The following is a 19,028-nucleotide window of genomic DNA, read 5'->3' as shown; positions in this document are numbered from 1 at the left end:
TATTTAGTTCATCCGGACTTCCCGGTTTCACTATAGAAAGCCGGGAAAAATCCGAATTTCTGGTATCATTATTAGATTCCGTAAATAGCCATAAATGCTCCGGCAGCAACGGCTGTACCGATAACACCGGCAACGTTTGGTCCCATTGCATGCATCAGAAGGAAGTTGGTAGGATCTGCCTCAGCACCAACCTTCTGGGAAACACGGGCTGCCATAGGTACCGCAGATACACCGGCGGAACCAATAAGCGGATTGATCTTGCCGCCTGTAAGCTTGCACATAACCTTTCCGAGCATAACACCGCCGAAAGTACCACATGCAAATGCCACAAGACCTAATACAACGATCTTCAAAGTATCCACATTCAGGAATGCCTCTGCACTTGTGGAAGCACCAACAGATGTACCAAGAAGGATAACTACGATGTACATAAGTGCATTGGAAGCTGTCTCTGTAAGCTGTTTTACAACGCCGCACTCTCTGAACAGGTTACCAAGCATAAGCATACCAACCAGAGGAGCTGTTGTCGGAAGGATCATGCAGACAACGATTGTGATTACGATTGGGAAGAGGATCTTCTCAAGCTTGGATACAGGGCGAAGCTGCTCCATCTTGATCTTACGCTCTTTCTCAGTGGTAAACAGTTTCATGATCGGAGGCTGGATGATCGGAACCAGTGACATATAAGAATATGCCGCCACGGCGATCGGTCCCATAAGAGCAGTCTGACCAAGCTTACCTGCAAGGAAAATGGAGGTCGGACCATCTGCACCACCGATGATGGAGATTGCTGCTGCTGCTTTTCCGTTGAATCCAAGGAAGATTGCAAGGAAGTAAGCCATATAGATACCGAGCTGTGCTGCAGCACCCATCAGGAAGCTCTTCGGGTTCGCGATCAGCGGACCAAAGTCTGTCATGGCACCTACACCCATAAAGATAAGGGAAGGAAGAATACTCCACTCATCAAGGATGTAGAAGTAATGAAGAAGACCACCAACACCGTTGGACATGTCTTCCGGATTTGCCATAATGTCCGGATAAATATTAACAAGGAGCATACCAAATGCAATGGGAACAAGCAGCAGAGGCTCAAATCCCTTTGCAATGGCAAGATATAAGAATACACAAGCAACCACGATCATCAGGTAGTTACCCCATGTCAGATTAAAAAATGCGGTCTGATGGATCAGGTTGGACAAAGTGTCTGCTACGTAAGACATCCTATTACCTCCCGACTTAGTTCATTGTTGCCAGGGTATCTCCATTTTCTACAGAGGCACCTTCTGCAACATCAATGCTTGCAACGGTTCCGTCCTGAGGAGCTACAACCGGGATCTCCATCTTCATGGATTCCAGGATTACAATGTTGTCTCCGGCTTTTACAGCCTGTCCAACGCTTGCTGCGATTTTCAGAACCTTTCCAGGTACGGAAGCTGCAACCTTAACTGCACCTGCTCCGGCTGCTGCCTTCGGAGCTGCCTTCGGTGCAGGTGCTGCCTTCGGAGCTGCTGCAGGAGCTGCAGCTGCTGGTGCAGAAACGCTTCCTGTCTCTTCAACAGTTACTTCATATGCTGTTCCGTTAACGGTAATTGTATAACTTTTCATTTTAGGATCCTCCTGTATTTATCTCTTTTTACGATTGATTTTGCGGATGGAACGTACAACGAATCCATCTGTAGTGGTTCCCTCAGCTGCTGCAATTGCTGCTGCGATAACCGCGATCAGTTCTGTATCGTCTGCTTCTGCAACTTCTACTGGTGCTGCCACCGGAGCAGGTGCAGGGGCTGCTGCCTGAGCTTTTTTCTTTGCTTCCGGATTCGGGATGAATCTGAACAGATAGATCAGGAAGCTTAGGAAAATAAGAACGATGAATACGATCGCAATACCCATGATAGTATTCATAACAGCTCTTCTTAAGGTCTCAGCCATGGAGTACTGTACATCAACAGTAAGGGATGTAGGTGCTCCTGTAGAAGCATCGAAAATATAAACGAAATTTGCATCTGCTTTCTCAAAGGAGACCGGTACAGTAACGGTATATCCATCGTCAGAAGCCTTCACCTCTGTCTCTCCGGTTCTCTCCTTTAAAGCCCCAACTTCATCCTTGGAGCCTGCCCATGCAGTCATTGCACCAACAGTAAACTCATCAGATGACTTGGTATAATTCTCAATATCTTCATCACTGAGAGCAATGATGGTATCGGTAAGTCCCTCAGCAGTAGTGACCAAAGTCTGCTTTACCGAGTCATCTACCTCATCAGCTGCCCATACGGAGGAAGCTCCGGTAAGAGTGAGAACTGCCATCATGAGAAGTACTGTGCAAAGGGAGGATACTTTCTTAAAAATCTGTTTCATATGCTCCACCTCGCTTAGACCGTGCCGTGTTTCTTGGACGGACGTTCTTCCCTTTTTGTGAACAGCATTTCAAATGCACCGATCACATATTTTCTTGTATCAGCCGGGCTGATAATGGTGTCAACATATCCTCTTGCTGCTGCAGAGGAAACAGAGTTCTGAAGTTCTCTGTACTCAGCTGCTTTCTCAGTAAGAGCTGCTGCGTCATCGCCTGCATACATGATCTTAGCTGCAAGGTCAGCATCCATCATACCGATCTCTGCGTCCTCCCATGCATATACCATGTCTGCACCGATTGCTTTGCTGTTCATAGCTGTGTAAGCGGTTCCAAATGCTTTGCCGATCACAACGTTAACCTTCGGAACAGTAGCATCTGCAAATGCATGAACCAGTGTTCCAACAGATTTCGCCATCATCTTCTCGCCACATACAGTAGCCTTGAAGCCGTTTACATTTGTAAGAGTAAGTACCGGGATCTCGAAAGCGTCACAGAATTTTACGAACTCTGCTGCTTTTCTTGCACCGCGTGCACTAAGGGTTCCATCAGACTCCCATACCTTTTTGCCTTCTGCATCATAGCTCTCGCTTCTGTTTGCAACAGCACCAACGGTAGCGCCGTTCAGTCTGATAAATCCAACAGCAACGCTCTTGCCGTAGTCAGCTTTTACCTCGAAGAACTGGCCGTTATCAGCGATTCTGGAAAGTGCAATGGCTGTGTCACCTGTGCAGTTCTCAATATCCTCGCATACACGGTTCAGGTCGTCTGTGCACTCCATGTAAGAATCAGTGTCTTCGCAGTTAGATGGCAGATATGTTACGAGTTCACGGATTTTTCCAAGGATCTCGTCCTCAGTGCCGATTCCGTCTACAAGACCTGTCTCTTCGCTCTGGAATCTGGCTGAGGATGTGTCACATTTGGAAACGTGATTGCCTTCAAGGGCGTTCGGGGTGTTTACAAACAGTTTGCCTTTCTTCTCTTCAACAAATGTGAAGTCTGTCAGTGCCGGTACAAGTGCCATACCACCACCGCAGGTACCGAAGATACCTGTGATCTGTGGAATCAGTCCGGATGCCAGAGTCTGTTTCATATAAATTTCACCGAATGCTTCCAATGCGTCAGTTGCCTCCTGAAGACGGAGACCTGCACAATCGATCAGGCCGATCACCGGAGCACCGGTCTTCATAGCCATATCATAAAGTCTGGTAATCTTCTTGGCATGCATTTCACCAACGGTTCCGTTCAGTACGGAAACATCCTGGCTGTACACATACACCAGATTTCCATCGATTACACCATATCCGGTAATAACACCGTCTGAAGGTGCTTTTTTCTCAGTCATGTTGAAATCTGTATTTCTGGCTGTTACACTTTGGCCGATCTCAACAAAACTGTTCGCGTCAAGCAAAGAAGTGATTCTTGTGCCCGCTAAACTTTGTGTTGCGTTACTCATTCTTTCTTGCCCTCCATTTTATAATAATTTAAAAGTATAACCAAAAATTCTGCCGATTCTAATTGTACATTTTTTCACACAATTTTTCAATAGTTTTCCGTGTTTTTATGCAAAAAAATCCCTCGATTTTCGGGGGATTTTTTTATATATCATACATATTCCGTCAGGCTTTTTAGTGAAAAAAGTCATGAAACACCTTGTTTGCGCACCATAAATAGGTGATTTTGACAATATTGCGATCTGCTGTCACAAAATAGTTATCCAGGACAAGTTCTCCAAGGCTAAAAGTGACCTGACCAATTTTCTGCCCCTTTTTCACAGGTGCTGTCAAATTTTTCTCAATACGCAGATGGCAGGTAATCTTTTCCCCTTCTTTCAGAAGGATCTGTTTCTTTTTGTCAGAATCAGATGCCTGGATCTGGCCATTTATATATACATCTGCGAAACCTGTCCCAGTTTCTGTGAAAATTCTCCCGGAATTTTCCTGGTTTTCCTTACCAGATTCTTTCCCGCTGCTTTCGTCAGTCCCATCCTTTACTGGTATAGCCGGAATCTCCGGCTCCTGCCAATAGGTTTCCTTGTGAAAATTTGCTTTGCCATATTCCAGCAGTTTCATGGCATCTTTCCATTTATATGTCTTATTATTCGGCCAGCCGCAGCCAAGAAGGGAAATAATAAATTTTCTTTCCTCATTTTCACAGGCTGCCACATAACAATAACCCGCATTTCCTGTAAAACCGGTTTTTCCTGAAATGGCATCCGGAGTCATATCAAGAAATGCATTTGCATTATGGACGGAAAACTGACGTTTTCCTGTAATATCAGAAAAAGAATAATCCCTGGTCTGTGTGATATGAAGAAATGCTTTATTTTTCACAGCATAGCTCATGATCAAAGCCAGATCTCTTGCGGTAGTCTGATGAATGCCTCCTGCATCTGCACTGTCAAGACCGTTCGGCGTAACAAAATGAGTGTTCGTGCAGCCAATCTCCTTTGCTTTTGCATTCATCATTTTTGCAAACCCTTCCACAGAACCGCCAATGTGTTCAGCAATTGCCACAGCCGTATCATTATGGCTTTTCAACATTAAAGAATAAAGAAGATCTTCCAGGTAATACTGCTCCCCTTCCTTTAAATTCAGCTTTACTTCTGGTTGAGAGGCCGCATTTTCTGACACCATTACATAATCATCACCGGAGCCCTTTTCCAAGGCAAGGATACAGGTCATTACCTTTGTGGTACTGGCATTCGGACGAGCTGTATAGCCCTCTTTTTCGTACAGTACCCGGCCAGAATCCCCATCCATAAGAACTGCTGATAAGGCATAGAGATTTCCAGGTCCGTCTGTTTCTTTCATATCAACAGCTGCCGGTATCATCTGCACAATGGAACTGACAGCCTTTTTTTCATCTGTGCCAGTGCTTCCTGACACCTGGGCAGCAGTGCATAAAACAAGTACAAAAGTCAGTGTAAAACAAAAGAATCTGTATCTGCTTTTCATAGTCCACCCCACATTCCGTTTATAGTATTTTACGCGGACCTGTCCCAAACTATGCAAAGCTCACTCTACAAGTTTTGCCTGATAAAAAGAACAGGTATCTTACAAAATACCTGTCCCTGAAATTGGTTCAATTTTCAGTTTGTATATCACAGCTAACCATTGTAAGTCAGATTCCATCGCTCAGACAACAGCATGTCCTCCTGGGAAAGCTGATACAGCTCCAGCAATTCTGCCGGTGCCTCTTTCACCTCTTTTTCAAACAATGTATTCAGCTGTTCCACAGGTTCCCTGCTGCCACCTGCCGGCTGAGCCATCATATAGTGATCGATCAAAGCAGACTGTGCTCTTCTTCCTCCAAGGCTGGAAAGCTTCGACAGACGCGCCCGTCTCGTCCCGCCATCGTCACATACCAGCAGATTTGTCATAAATTTCATCAGTTTAAGGCTCAGAAGAATATCTCCTGTTTTTACAAGAGGAAAAGCCTTGTGGATTTCCGCTGCATTTTTGCGTTTTGCTTTGATACAATCAGAAGGATAAAAGGCATATGGATTTTTCCCATTTTCTTCCATAAGGAAGCGGTCAAATTCAATTTCCAGAAGGCTGTGGGAAATCCTGCCCTTATCATTCATTTCATTTACAAAAGGATGACAGGAAGAGTCCAGAAGATAATGACAGCCAAAGCCAAGAAGATAGGCAAGAAGTGCCTCATCACCAGTCTCTCTGACCTGCGCCATTCCCTGGGTAAAAAATGCCCGGGCTTTTTCTTTGTGCATACGGTATCCTACACTGCTTACGTGATTCTTAAAAATAAAATAATAGAAGAAAATATCCGGTCCGTGAAGACCGATCCGATACAGTTCACCGTTTTTCCGAATAATTTCTTTCACTTGATCGGGCAATTGCCTGTATACTTTCTGACCAAACAAATCATGTGCATATGTTGTGGGCATTTTTTCTCTCCTGTCTTATCGCCTGCAGTTTATCTGCGGCTTACTTGTCCTGTTTCATTGTCTGCAGTTTATCCGGGCTTACTTGTTCTGTTATATCGTCTGCAGTTTATCTGTGGCTTACTTGTCCTGTCTTATATATCCAGCTTCAGCTGTACTTCCTCTTCTGCCTCAGCCTTAAAATCCGCCATTTTTACCGGATCCACAGCCGGCAGCTCTTCCAGACCCTGAACACCAAATGTGCGAAGAAATTCTTCTGTAGTGCCGAAAAGGATCGGCCGTCCAGGTGCATCAAGACGTCCAAGCTCCTTTACCAGATTATACTCAACCAGCTTATTTACTGCATGATCGCTTTTTACTCCCCGGATCTTTTCAATCTCAGCTTTTGTCACAGGCTGCTTATAGGCTATAATAGACAGCGTTTCCAGCATAACATCTGTAAGGGCAGGTTTCTTAGGCTGCATGGCAATCCGGATCAGACAGCCATAGTAATCCCGTTTGGTGCACAGCTGATAAGAGCCCTCCAGCTCAATGATCTGGATTCCCCTTCCCTCATCCTTATATTTATCCATCAGATTATGGAGTAGTTTTTCTGTAGTTGGCTTATCCTGCTGGATTGCTTTCGCAATCTGACCTAATTCCACAGATTCACCCATCGCAAACAGGATTGCCTCAACGGCACCTTCTAATCGTTTAATTTCCATACACTATCCTTCTTCCTCTGCAAATTCTGTCAGATTCTTCCAGGTTTCCGGCTCTGTCACAACATTGATCTGAATGTCATCAAAAATCTCTTCCTGAACCACATGAATGTGTCCCATTTTTATCAGTTCCAGCACGGAAAGGAAGGTAACGATTACCTGTACTTTGGAGCACTGCTTTTTCAACAGATCCCGAAAACTGAATTTCCTGTGAGTCTTTGCAAATTCTTTCATCTCCAGCATTTTATCAGAAAGACTGACTTCTTCCTTCTCGATTTTTCCAAACTGACTTCGGATAGGATCTCGTCTGTCGTCCTGCCGCCTGATGATTGACTGGTAAATGGCGTTTAATTTCTCAAGAGTAAGACCAGCCAGAAGTTCTGAGGGATCCACTGGCTCCCGATACTGAAGCACCTCCCTTGGCACATCCGGCTCACGGAAATAAACGCCGCTGGCATCGTCCATTTTGTCCTTCAGCTCATAAGACATATATTTATACATCTTATATTCCAGAAGTTTCTGAACCAGCTCCGCTCTGGGGTCCTCCTCTTCTCCTTCTTCATTGATTTCTTTTGGAAGAAGCATCCGGCACTTGATATCCAGAAGTGTGGCTGCCATGACCATAAACTCACTCATAACTCCAAGATCTTCTTTTTCCATAGCGTGAATGTATTCCATATACTGATCCGTAATCTCCACAATCGGTATATCATAAATATCAATTTTATTTTTATCAATAAGGTGAAGGAGCAGATCAAGCGGTCCTTCAAAAACATTCAGTTTTACGGGAATTGCCATGCGCTTTCCTCTCTCCCTTACGGTTTCATTTCTATAAAAATCAGCTCTCTTGGATTATGGATCCGAAGAGGCACTGTGTGTTCCCCAAGGCCTGCACTTACGATCATACATTTGCCATTTTTGTAAAAATCGCCGCAACAGTATTTTGGAAAAGGTATAAACTGGGAACTGATGGCTCCCACATGTCTGGAAAAACGGAGCACACCGCCATGGTAATGTCCAGACAGAATCAGGTCGGCGCCCCAGCGGAAATAGGTTCTGCCATATTTTGGGTTATGGGCAAGAAGAATATTTATGGCTTCCGGATCTGGCTTTCCCATAAGCTCTTCCATTTTTTCTGAAGTGAGCTTCGGGGAAAAAGGCTTGTGATAGTATTCCAGTGGAAGTTCCAGTCCATTTACCACAAAGGAATTGCCAGCCAGAACAACTTTGCTCTTCTCATTTGCCAGAAAACAGATTCCTTTTTGTTTCAACTCTGCCTGATATTTCAGGTACTCATTCCGATAAAGGTGCCCTTTGGCTTCCATTTTGGTTTCGTGGTTTCCCATGGCGTAAAAGATGGGGAAGTTCTTCGCCAGTGTACAAAGCAGTTTTCTGGCAGTTTCCAGGGTGAAAGGATCCATCCTGACCACCATGTCTCCGGCAAGAAGAATGGCATCGGGGGCATTTTCCTGGATTTTTTTCAGCAAAGCACTATTCTCTTCGCCGAAAATGCTTCCGTGAAGGTCTGCAAGAACAGCAAAGCGCACGCTTTTTTTTATTTTCGGGTTATGGACTTCATAGGTTACAGTTCGAAATTTTTCCATAAATCTCCTTAAATACTTTGTAATTTCCAGAGCGTGTTTGAAAAAGGCCTTCTGCAATCTGCACGCCCCAGGCCCTGCTTACTTTCCAAATCCACAATTGGGGAAGGTACAGACTTTGCAGCTCAGGCAGAGACCGCCTTCTCCGTATGCAGCAACTTCTTCCGGGAAAATTTCATCATCTGCCATGATTCTTGGCAGAACCAGGTCAAATACAGTACGCTTCGCATACATGACACATCCAGGAAGGCCAAGGATCGGAATGCATTTGCCCTCTTTCTCATAGTAAGCGATAAGAAGCATGGCTCCCGGCAGTACCGGTGCACCGTAAGTAACAACTCTGGCTCCTGTATCACGGATTCCTCCAGGTGTACGGTCATCTGGATCTACACTCATGCCGCCGCTGCAGACTACCATATCTGCACCCTGGTTAATAAATTCCATAATGTCGGCTGTGATCTGTGCCTTGTCATCTCCCGGAGTCGTCTGACCGATCACCTCAGTGGGGTACTCAGAAAGCTTTTCTTTTAATACAGGGGTAAAAGTATCCTGAATCAGACCTTTTTTTACCTCGCTTCCAGTTGTAACGATTCCAACCTTTTTAAAATGATAGGGAAGAATGGAAAAAATCGGTTCCGGGCCAGCGGCTTCCACAGCTCTGTCCATTTTTTCTTTTTCGATTACAAGAGGGATGATCCTGGTGCCAGCCAGTTTATCTCCTTTTTTTACCGGGAAGTCCCCATGGCGGGAAGCAATCATCATCTCCCCCAGAGAATTCACTGCCAGAAGGGCATCTCTGCGGATTTTCAGAACTCCGTCCTCGTCTGCTACCAGTTCGATCTTGCCTTCTTTCACATCAGTTCCATGCATGGAATCTCCTGCACAGATTTTATACAAAATATCAGCGCCCTCATTTTCATGAAGAATTCCCTCTTTCTTTTCCCACACAAAAAGATGTTCTTTTCCAACAGAAAGGAGCAGCGGAATGTCCTCTTCTTTCACAATATGTCCTTTGGAAAACAGAACGCCTTTCTTCTCATCCTTTATAATCTGTGTAATATCATGGCAGAGGATCTGGCCTGCTGCGTCTTCGGTTCTTATTTCTTTCATTCTGCAATTCATCCTTTCGCATATAATTGCTGTTTACGATCACAATCCGGCTTTGCAAAGTTTCGCATATACGCCGTCCTTCTCCATCAGTTCCTGATGTGTACCTTCTTCTGCAATTCCATCTTCGGTCAGCACCAGGATCCTTCTGGCATTGCGGATCGTGGAAAGACGATGGGCGATCACAAAGGTGGTTCGGTCTTTTGCAAGACGTTCCAGAGATTGCTGCACCACCTTCTCACTTTCGTTATCCAGGGCAGATGTTGCCTCATCAAAAATCAGGATCGGCGGATTCTTCAGAAACGCTCTCGCAATGGAAAGACGCTGTTTCTGTCCTCCGGAAAGCTTCACGCCACGCTGTCCAATGTCTGTGCCATAGTTATCCGGCATTTCCATAATAAAATCATGAGCATTGGCAAGCTTAGCTGCGCGGATAACTTCCTCGTCGGTAGCGTCCGGACGGCCATATCTGATATTTTCCATAATGTTTCCTGCAAACAGGTATACATCCTGCTGCACAATTCCAATCTGATTACGAAGATCCTTCAGTTTGATCTTTCGGATATCTTTTCCATCCAGATAAATGGCACCAGATGAAACATCATAAAATCTGGGGATCAGACTGCAAAGGGTAGTCTTTCCAGCTCCAGAGGTGCCTACAAGGGCAACATAGTCACCGGGCTTCACTTCCAGATTTACGTTAGAAAGCACTTTCTCATTGTGGTCTTCATAGTGGAAAGAAACATTCTCGAAGCGGATATCTCCTTTTACATGATCCATAGAAACGGCATCCGGCGCATCCTCAATATCCGGCGCAATGGACATCATTTCCAGGAAACGGTCATAACCACTGTAGCCGTTCTGGAACTGCTCGGTAAAGTTTACCAGCTTGGTAACCGGCTCTGTAAAATTGTTAATATACAAAAGAAAGGTCACAAGATCTGTGGCGCTTAAATCTCCTGCTGCCAGGAACATGGCTCCGGAAACCAGTGCAGTAACTGTGATCAGCGTGGTAAACGCATCCATGCCTGCATGATAACCTGCCATATAGCGGTAAGTCACACGCTTGGAATCCACAAAACGCTCATTTCCTTTACGGAATTTCTCAATCTCACGCTTCTCATTTCCAAAAGATTTTACCACACGGATTCCGGAAAGACTGTCCTCGATCTGGCTGTTGATCTCGCCCATGCGCACACGGTTTTCCTTAAATGCACTTTTCATCTTTTTATTATAAATCAGTGCATAGATCAGCATAATAATTACAACTGCAAAACACAGCAGCGCCATCTGCGGCTTTACATTCATAAGAATGATCAGTGCTCCGAACAGCTTGATCACTGAGATCAGAATATCCTCCGGTCCATGGTGGAGAAGCTCTGTAATATCAAAAAGATCACTTGTGATCCTGGAAAGAAGCTGGCCGACCTTCTGATTATCATAAAATGCAAAAGAGAGCTTCTGGTAATGGCTGAATATCTCGTTTCGCATATCATGCTCAATATAAGCACCCATCATATGTCCGTAATAGGTAATAAAATAACGACTTCCAAGCTGCACCAGGATCAGTACCAGCATTCCCACCCCGATTTTCAAAATCATGGTCTTCGCTTCATCCGCTGACATTTCACTTATGGAATTCATAATATAACGAACCATCAGTGGAATGACAAGTGTCACTGCTGCCCCAAGGAATGCAAAAAAAAGATCTGCAAAAAACAGTCCCTTATATGGTTTATAATAGCCTGCAAGCATCTTTAATCTGCCAGGCTGTTTTTTCTCTTGTTTCATATGTTTTCCCTCCGCTTTTGCTGCTATATTTTTGTAAGACATCAGCAAAAATTTTCATACAGAGTTTATTATAAACCGACGAGGACTGTTTTGTCAAAATGCTTCTGTAATTATTTTCTCCAAACAGTTTTTATAGGTTGCTTTTTCTATGGTTTCAGTGAAAAGAATGTTGATCTCGCCAAGCTTTTGCCCATCTCTGTAGTATTCCAGAGTACCAGCAGTTTCGCCCTTTTTCACCGGAGCCTGCACCTGGGTTTCCAGATTCAGTTTCCGTTCCACTTCGCCTATGGGTTTTCCATCGGTGCTGAGATACTGGAAATTCTTTTCGTATTTTACTTCTGCGGTGGGCTTGGTTCCTTTTCGAACCTCTATCTGGGGAAGCTTTTCGGGATTTTCATCTGTAAAAAGACTGCATTTGGAAAAACCATAGTTCAACATGGCTGCTGCATCTTTAAAACGGACTTTGTAATCAGGAGCCGCCATAACCACGGAAATCAGAGTAATATTATTTCGGGACGCTACAGCAGATACGCAGTACTTTGCCAGACTGGTACTTCCTGTTTTTAATCCTACACAGCCGTCGTAGCTGCGAAGAAGCTTGTTAGTGTTTGTTAATCCGAACTCTTTGGAACCTTGTCTGGTCACATGGGTAATATTTTCCATCCAGATAGAGGAATATTCCAGTATCTTCGGATATTTTGTAATCAGTTCCCGGCTCATGAGGGCAATGTCACGGGCTGTTGTGTAGTGATCCGTGGAATCTGTCAGCCCACAGCAGTCCACAAAATGGGTATTTTGCATTCCAAGACCAGCCGCCCGCTCATTCATCTGCCGCACAAATTCCTGCTCGCTGCCCCCGATATGCTCTGCCATCGCTACACTGGCGTCATTTCCAGAGGCGATCACAATGCACTTGATCATAGTCTCCACATCCTGGGTTTCCCCTTCCTCCAAAAATACCTGGGAGCCACCCATAGACTTAGCGTAAGCGCTGGTTGTTACAAGGTCATCCATTTTCAGTGTACCATTCTCCAACGCATCGAAAATCAGGATCAGTGTCATGATCTTCGTAATACTTGCCGGACTGCGTCTTGTGTCCGGATCTTTTTCGTAAATCACAGTACCGGTACCGGCTTCCATCAGAAGGGCTGAAGGCGCCTGTACAAAAGTGTCATCGGTAGCCACTTTTGACTCTGTGGTTTGCTGCTGTTCCTCCGCATATGTAATCCGACAACCAGCCCCCACCATGAGACTAGCCAGTAAAATGGACAGAACCGCCTTTCTTATTGCCTTTTCAAGCATAGGATGTCTCCTCAAAAATAAGTTCTATTCTATTGTAAAACTCGTGCTTCTATTTTATTCCTCTAATCTCAAACGTAAAAAGCGGCGGCCAAGGAAACTTCCTCTTTGCCACCGCGGATTGCTATTTAGTGGGTTGAAAAGTTCTTCAGGAGGGACGCATTTGGACAATGTGTATTACTCACTCGCCGGCGCAACGCTCCAGCAAACTAATCGCTAACTGCGACTAATGCGTTCGGGAGAGCCCTCACGCATAAGTCTACGTAAGCGCTGGATTTCGCCTCCGCTAAGAGCGCGCCTGAAATGGCTCGCTGGAGTAATACACATTGCCCAAATGCTGTATACTGACTGGGACCTGTTGGTTGGTAAGAACTTTTAACGAAGGGGGAGGGTGAGTGATTGTTTTCCCGATATTTTTTTGACAACGATAGATTAGAAAAAATGAAGTTGCGGGATAACGACCAATTCACAAAATAGCAATTTAATCTGCTAAATACGCCTTCTTCAACTCGTTTTTCGTCATTTCCTGCACCTTAAATGTAGCAGTTCCATCTCCGCTTTCCCATGTAATATGCAGACAATTCTCACCTTCCGGCTTTACATCTCCGTAAATGATCATTCCCGCATCTCCAAACCAGATTGCATAAACTGGTTTTTCTTTCCACATCCAGGCTTTCTGCTCTTCATCATATTCCAGCCCTAATGCCTTATAAATATAACTATTCCCGTCTGCCATATACCCAACCTGATCTGCAGCTGAATCCTGCGCTATCTCTATATCCGTCTTATCATCCGTATTCTGTCCATCCTGCACAACTGTCACGAAAAAATCCTCTGTTGCTGATTCTGTAGCGGATTTTCCAACATTTTCTGCTTCAGCCGCTGTCACTTCGTCGGTCTCATCTGTCACAGTATCTGTGTCCCCATTTTGAAAAACCTTGGTTACCATCTTTCCATCTGCATCCATATAACTCTCTGCATACGCCCATGCCACTGTCTGCGGTATCCGTGCCACACCAACAGTACCCAGAATTGCTGCACAGATTCCCAGTGCCAGCCCTTTTCCTCTTTTTTTCAACCCTTTGTTTTTCTGCATTGTTTTCATAAAAAATGCTCCTTTCTTCTTTTTGATTACATTAAGAAGAATAGAGCATTTTCTTGTATTCCATATGTAAGTAATTTGTGATTTCTATGAAGTTTCAACTTAGAGCGTGTCTGAAACATGCGAATATGGAGAATCATTGGAGGGATACGATCACTGGCAACAATTCCATTTGGAAACACACACCTGCCTCTGTATTTCTCATCTCATACTCTGCCCCATGCTGTTCCAGAATCTCCCGTACAATATAAAGTCCCAGACCGCTGCCGCCGTTTTCGCGGTTACGGGAGAAATCTACGCGGTAAAAGGCGTCAAACAAACGGGGAAGATCCTGTTGGCTTATGTGCACACCTGTGTTTTCCACTTCCAGAAGTATCTTCGCTGTATTTTTCATACTTTTCAATTCTCTTGAATTTTGGCACCCTGAAACTTCTTTTAGTAGAAAAGAGTTAGATGTGGAAGAATCCACATTATAATCCGTGGATAATTTCACACTTATTCTCTCACCAGCAGGTGAATACCGTACTGCATTTACCAGAATATTCCGGACTGCAATCGCCATCAGTCCAGAATCTGCCATGCAGGGACACTTCTCTGGCAAAAAGATTTCCAGTTCCATATTTTTCTGCTCAAAAAGCTCGTTCAGGTCTGCCAGCTGAAGCCTCACCAGCTCTGCCATATCCATCTCTTTTTTCTTTAATGAGAAACCACAGGATTCCATTCTGGAAATCACCAGGATTTCCTGAACCATATTCTGCAAAGTAACCGTCACTTCTCTTGCCCGGGCAAGATATTTGTCCCGATCCTTGTAGACTCCCACATTCTGTTCCATGCCTTCAATCTGCCCTTTTAGTATGGTCACAGGCGTTTTCAGCTCATGGGACGCTGCTGCAAAAAATTCCATACGTTGCTGTTCCAGTTCCCGCTCCTGTTCCATCTCATCTTTCAGTTTGGCATTGGCTTCCCAAAGGCTGGACAAAGCCTGATCCAGGCTTTCCGCCATTGTGTCAAGGCTTCTGGATAAAACCCCAATTTCATCTATACGCTTCATATCAGTGCGCACCGAGAAATCCAGATTCGCCATTTTGTCAGAAGCCGCGCCCAACTTCTGCACTGGCTTTGACAAATATCTGGAATAAAAAAGAGCGATCAGCAAAGATACCGCAAAAACAGTAAGCAGCATCCACGGAAGGATCTGCCCCAATGCTTCCACTGCCTGATTCACAAGCTGGGTAGAGCCAAACACAAAAAGGGTATACTTATGATCTGTTCCTTTAAAAGCAACCTCATAACGTCCCATAGCCTGCTGTTCCATCTGCTCCACCATGGAAACACCTTCTTCTGTCTGGATATTATCTGCTTCCATAGTTTCTACTGTACTGGCAAATTCTTCTGACACCCCTTCACTGCTTCCTTCTATCTCTGAAGTTATCATCAGCGCATCCCCAAGTCCATTCCACTCCCTGACAATTCCACCATTTTCATCAAGAAGAACCACTCTAGACTGATTCGCACTGCTGAATTCTTCCATAACAGATAATGCATTTTCCAAAGTATATCCGGACAAAGATTCTGCCAGCTGCTTCGCCCTTGCTGCCAGCGTCCGGTTCAGGGAATCGGAATAGCTGCGCGGCATAAAAGCGGTCACGAAGCCATAGGAAACCCCGGATACAGCCATAAGGATCACCATGGTTAAAAGAAATATTTTTACACTAATTCTGCTTTTTATGTATTTTATCAATGCGATATCCTACTCCTCTGATGGTATCAATGTAATCCCCTGCCAGCTTTTTCCGAAGATTCTTAATGTGTGTATCCACAATCCGGTCTTCTCCAAAATAATCAGCACCCCACACAGCATCCAAAAGCTGATTCCTGGTTAGTACACGCCCTTTGTTCAAAAGGAACTCTCGCAAAAGTTCAAACTCTTTCTGGGTAAGCTCCACTTTTCGCTCTTCCTCCCACACCTGGTAACCGGAAGAATCCAGCTTTAAATCTCCATACTGTAATATCTCAGGGTTCTTCTCATCTGATAAATGTTTCCCACTGCGTCGCAGCACTGCCCCTATTTTCCGCAATAGTACCTGCGTTGAAAAAGGTTTTGTCACATACTCATCCACCTGAAGATCGTACCCTTTTATCTGATAGGACTCATCATCCAGGGCGGTGAGCATGATCACCGGCACCAACGAAGATTTCCGAATCAACTCCAACACCCCAAAGCCATTGATTTTAGGCAACATCACGTCCAGAAGAACCAAATCAATTTTCTCTTTTTCCTCCTCGTACAGATTAATAGCTTCCACCCCATCAGAGGCGCAAAACACCTGATATCCTGCCTCTTCCAGATAATTTTTCAACAATTCCTGTATATCAAATTCATCTTCCACCACAAAAATATAACTCATTTTCTCTCCCCATATCTGGCAAATTTCCCCAAGCCTATTTCTTTTATTTTCCTATAAACAGTTGCGCAATAGATTTCATAATACTTGGGGCGTGCAAAAAAATCTGATTTACCATTGCGGACCTTGACACATTATTCGCAGTATACCACGTCTATATGGAGTTTATATGGAGTTTATGAATTTTCTTCCTCATCTTCCAGAATCCGCAGCCCGGCGGTGCTGGTTACGGGGAGGGAAAATACAATGGTTCCGGCCTTGGAGGTAATCCCGGCTTTTTCCATGATAGCACTCATAATGGCATTTTTCTGCTCTGATTTTGCCACAATGAAGATCACCTCTTTTTCGGAAACCAGGGAAACGCCAAGAAACTGTTCGGCGCGCTTCATTCCTACCCCTTTTCCATGAAGAACGGTACCGCCGGTTGCGCCACCCTCCTCTGCTGCTTTCATCACCTGGGTGTTATATCCGTAATTGGCAATTGCCACGATCAGTTCATGCTTTGTCTCTTTCAATGTACCTTCCTCCTCTCTTACAAACTCCTGTCCCTGAATGAGAAATCCCAATTCCCGTTTGCCGCCAATGCTGCTCATGGGAATGGTAAATGCAATCCCAGTTCCGGGCACGTCGATCCGCAGCTGGTTCTGCAAGCCCTTTTTCACCTTTTTCCAGGTAGCTTCTGTCACAAAGTGAAAACAGATGCTTTTCTCATCATCTTCTAATCCCATATAGTCAAGGATGGAGCTTGAGGCAGTTCCCATACCAAGGGAAACCGTTCCTACTTCTATCTGATTTTCCCGGTAAAGTGCTGCAAATTTCGACATGTATTTTCGGTTGGTGATGGTAACCATCATGTATAATTCGCTCATAGATGATTCCTTTCTTTATAAAGTTCGTTGCTGTTCATAATCTTCCCTGAGTGTACCCAATCATCATTCCTATAATCTGTACTTCCACTTTGTGCCACACAAAAATGGCATCTATTAGGTCTTCCTAACTATAATTGTTCATTTATAATGTGTTTGAGTCAACACTCAATCCCTATTTTCTTAATTTTCTATAACTCTATAATTTCTGTGTCTTCCAGTTCTTCAAACAGTTCCGCCACTGGTATAGCTTCCACTGGTATTTTGTCCGCAGGCAAATTCTTCCCCTTGCCTCCAAGCTCGCCGCCTTTTACCCGATAAACCAAGCCTAGCACCTGCAAAGTAATAAGCGGCGTCATAGCAACCATTGCCACTACGCCAAAAGCATCTGTCACAATATTTCCACCCACAGCTTCACAGGCTCCCTGCGCCAGCGGAAGGAGAAAGGTGGCTGTCATAGGTCCAGAGGCAACACCACCAGAGTCAAATGCAATAGCCGTAAAAATTTTGGGAACAAACAGGCTGAGGATTAAGGCAATGGCATAACCTGGCACCAGAAAACAGAAAATGGAGATTCCAGTCAGCACCCGGAGCATGGAAATCCCAACAGAGACTGCCACACCCACAGACAGACCAATCTGTATGGATTTCCCGGAAATCGCACCGTCAGTCAGCTCCTCAACCTGCTTCATCAGCACATATACCGCAGGCTCGGCTTTTACAATAAAGTAACCGATCACCATTCCAAGAGGCACAAGAATCCAGTTATAAGGCAAATTTCCCAATACCATCCCCAGGTAATTTCCAGCTGGGATAAAGCCTACATTTGCCCCGGTAAGAAACAGAACAAGTCCTATATATGTATAAAATAAGCCGATACAGATTTTGATCAGCACAGTTTTATTCAATTTCAGCGAAACAATCTGGAAAATTCCGAAGAAAGCAATAATTGGGAAAAGGGATACAGCGATCTCTTTAAAATATTTTGGCAGTGCAACTGCAAATAATTTTCCCAGTTCTATCGAATTTTCCACTTCAGAAACCACTTCCAGCGCAGCGCTGCCTTCCGTGTGGTACAAAAGTCCCAGAATCAGAACTGCCAAAATAGGTCCAATGGAGCATAGAGCCACAAGCCCGAAACTATCATCTCCGGCATGTTTATCATTACGGATGGATGCAATACCAACACCCAATGCCATAATAAAGGGTACCGTCATAGGTCCAGTGGTCACTCCACCGGAATCAAATGCCACTGCCAGAAAATTCTCAGGAACAAACATGGCTAATACAAATACTAAAATATAGAAACTGAATAACAATGGCGGCAGCGCAATTCCAAAAAGGATACGCAATAAGGCCACAACAAGAAACGCACCAACACCAAGTGCCACAGATAAGATCAGCACCAGATTGGGCACAGAAGAAACCTGTTCTGCAAGAACCTGCAGATCTGGTTCAGATATTGTGATAATAAAGCCCAGAATAAAACCGATAATTATAATAAAGCCTAACTTTTTCGTGCGAAGCATACTGCCTCCCACATGTTCTCCCATGGGCGTCATGGATAATTCTGCTCCCATGGAAAAAAAGATCATTCCCAGGATCACAAGCACAGATCCTACCAGGAATTCCACCAGGATGCCTGGAGATAACGCAGCCACGGTAAAACCAAGTATAAAAACGATCAGTACAATGGGAATCACTGCGCTGATGGATTCCCTGGCTTTCTCCCTGGCTTTTTCCTTTAAGACGGACTGATGGGACTGAAGTTCTCTGATTAATTTTCTTTTTTCCACATATACCTCCATTTCTGAATATTTCACTGTAGTTGCCTGGAGCGTGTTTGAAAAGGCATTCTATCATCTATACGCTCCACTTTGATGCCTGATATGGGTTATTGTA

The 19,028-nt window shown here is 44.5% G+C and carries 18 protein-coding genes; all 18 read right to left on the bottom strand.

Annotated features, from left to right (window positions below):
• Nucleotides 1-71: 71 nt before the first annotated feature.
• On the bottom strand, nucleotides 72-1,220 hold the full coding sequence (locus PGQ38_RS11335) for a sodium ion-translocating decarboxylase subunit beta (protein WP_118578037.1): 1,149 nt from the start codon (nucleotides 1,218-1,220) through the stop codon (nucleotides 72-74).
• A gap of 16 nt (nucleotides 1,221-1,236) precedes the next feature.
• Nucleotides 1,237-1,605, bottom strand: a complete 369-nt coding sequence (locus tag PGQ38_RS11330) for a biotin/lipoyl-binding carrier protein (protein ID WP_118578036.1) — start codon at nucleotides 1,603-1,605, stop codon at nucleotides 1,237-1,239.
• An 18-nt stretch (nucleotides 1,606-1,623) separates the two neighbouring features.
• Nucleotides 1,624-2,355, bottom strand: coding sequence for an OadG family transporter subunit (locus PGQ38_RS11325; RefSeq protein ID WP_204453035.1), 732 nt, complete (start codon nucleotides 2,353-2,355; stop codon nucleotides 1,624-1,626).
• A 14-nt stretch (nucleotides 2,356-2,369) separates the two neighbouring features.
• Nucleotides 2,370-3,806 (bottom strand): acyl-CoA carboxylase subunit beta, encoded by a 1,437-nt coding sequence (locus PGQ38_RS11320; protein ID WP_204453026.1) that lies wholly within the window; start codon nucleotides 3,804-3,806, stop codon nucleotides 2,370-2,372.
• A gap of 172 nt (nucleotides 3,807-3,978) precedes the next feature.
• Nucleotides 3,979-5,184, bottom strand: coding sequence for a D-alanyl-D-alanine carboxypeptidase family protein (locus tag PGQ38_RS11315; protein WP_187564972.1), 1,206 nt, complete (start codon nucleotides 5,182-5,184; stop codon nucleotides 3,979-3,981).
• Between the two features lie 275 nt (nucleotides 5,185-5,459).
• Nucleotides 5,460-6,257, bottom strand: coding sequence for a zinc dependent phospholipase C family protein (locus tag PGQ38_RS11310; protein WP_195409344.1), 798 nt, complete (start codon nucleotides 6,255-6,257; stop codon nucleotides 5,460-5,462).
• Nucleotides 6,258-6,388: 131 nt separating this feature from the next.
• Complete coding sequence (gene scpB, locus PGQ38_RS11305) at nucleotides 6,389-6,958, bottom strand: SMC-Scp complex subunit ScpB (RefSeq protein WP_118578031.1); 570 nt, start codon at nucleotides 6,956-6,958, stop codon at nucleotides 6,389-6,391.
• A 3-nt stretch (nucleotides 6,959-6,961) separates the two neighbouring features.
• Nucleotides 6,962-7,753, bottom strand: coding sequence for a segregation and condensation protein A (locus PGQ38_RS11300; RefSeq protein ID WP_118578030.1), 792 nt, complete (start codon nucleotides 7,751-7,753; stop codon nucleotides 6,962-6,964).
• A gap of 17 nt (nucleotides 7,754-7,770) precedes the next feature.
• A complete protein-coding gene (locus PGQ38_RS11295) occupies nucleotides 7,771-8,559 on the bottom strand; it encodes a metallophosphoesterase (protein WP_204453024.1) in 789 nt (262 codons plus the stop codon).
• Nucleotides 8,531-8,656, bottom strand: a complete 126-nt coding sequence (locus PGQ38_RS20695) for a DUF6783 domain-containing protein (protein ID WP_368356998.1) — start codon at nucleotides 8,654-8,656, stop codon at nucleotides 8,531-8,533. Before PGQ38_RS20695 ends, PGQ38_RS11295 begins: the two co-directional genes overlap by 29 nt.
• Nucleotides 8,638-9,666, bottom strand: a complete 1,029-nt coding sequence (locus tag PGQ38_RS11290) for a molybdopterin-binding protein (RefSeq protein ID WP_204453021.1) — start codon at nucleotides 9,664-9,666, stop codon at nucleotides 8,638-8,640. Before PGQ38_RS11290 ends, PGQ38_RS20695 begins: the two co-directional genes overlap by 19 nt.
• A 39-nt stretch (nucleotides 9,667-9,705) precedes the next feature.
• Entirely contained in the window at nucleotides 9,706-11,454 is a 1,749-nt protein-coding gene (locus PGQ38_RS11285; protein WP_118578027.1) for an ABC transporter ATP-binding protein, read from the bottom strand.
• Nucleotides 11,455-11,547: 93 nt separating this feature from the next.
• On the bottom strand, nucleotides 11,548-12,756 hold the full coding sequence (locus PGQ38_RS11280) for a D-alanyl-D-alanine carboxypeptidase family protein (protein WP_195391620.1): 1,209 nt from the start codon (nucleotides 12,754-12,756) through the stop codon (nucleotides 11,548-11,550).
• A gap of 478 nt (nucleotides 12,757-13,234) precedes the next feature.
• Nucleotides 13,235-13,858, bottom strand: coding sequence for a hypothetical protein (locus PGQ38_RS11275; RefSeq protein ID WP_204453017.1), 624 nt, complete (start codon nucleotides 13,856-13,858; stop codon nucleotides 13,235-13,237).
• Nucleotides 13,859-13,991: 133 nt separating this feature from the next.
• Nucleotides 13,992-15,596 (bottom strand): sensor histidine kinase, encoded by a 1,605-nt coding sequence (locus PGQ38_RS11270; protein WP_195699223.1) that lies wholly within the window; start codon nucleotides 15,594-15,596, stop codon nucleotides 13,992-13,994.
• Nucleotides 15,568-16,263: a response regulator transcription factor gene (locus PGQ38_RS11265; protein WP_195391618.1), complete on the bottom strand. Its 696-nt coding sequence runs from the start codon at nucleotides 16,261-16,263 to the stop codon at nucleotides 15,568-15,570. Before PGQ38_RS11265 ends, PGQ38_RS11270 begins: the two co-directional genes overlap by 29 nt.
• A gap of 173 nt (nucleotides 16,264-16,436) precedes the next feature.
• Nucleotides 16,437-17,129, bottom strand: a complete 693-nt coding sequence (locus PGQ38_RS11260; protein ID WP_204453015.1) for a P-II family nitrogen regulator — start codon at nucleotides 17,127-17,129, stop codon at nucleotides 16,437-16,439.
• 188 nt (nucleotides 17,130-17,317) lie between these two features.
• Nucleotides 17,318-18,934 carry a DUF1538 domain-containing protein gene (locus PGQ38_RS11255; RefSeq protein ID WP_215661232.1) on the bottom strand — a complete coding sequence of 539 codons (1,617 nt, stop codon included), beginning with the start codon at nucleotides 18,932-18,934 and terminating at the stop codon, nucleotides 17,318-17,320.
• Nucleotides 18,935-19,028 lie beyond the last annotated feature (94 nt).

The sequence above is a fragment of the Blautia faecis genome, from assembly GCF_027662325.1.
GTDB lineage: Bacteria > Bacillota > Clostridia > Lachnospirales > Lachnospiraceae > Blautia_A > Blautia_A faecis.
The sequence above is the reverse complement of the archived record's forward strand: the minus strand, read 5'-3'. Positions and strand labels throughout refer to the sequence as shown.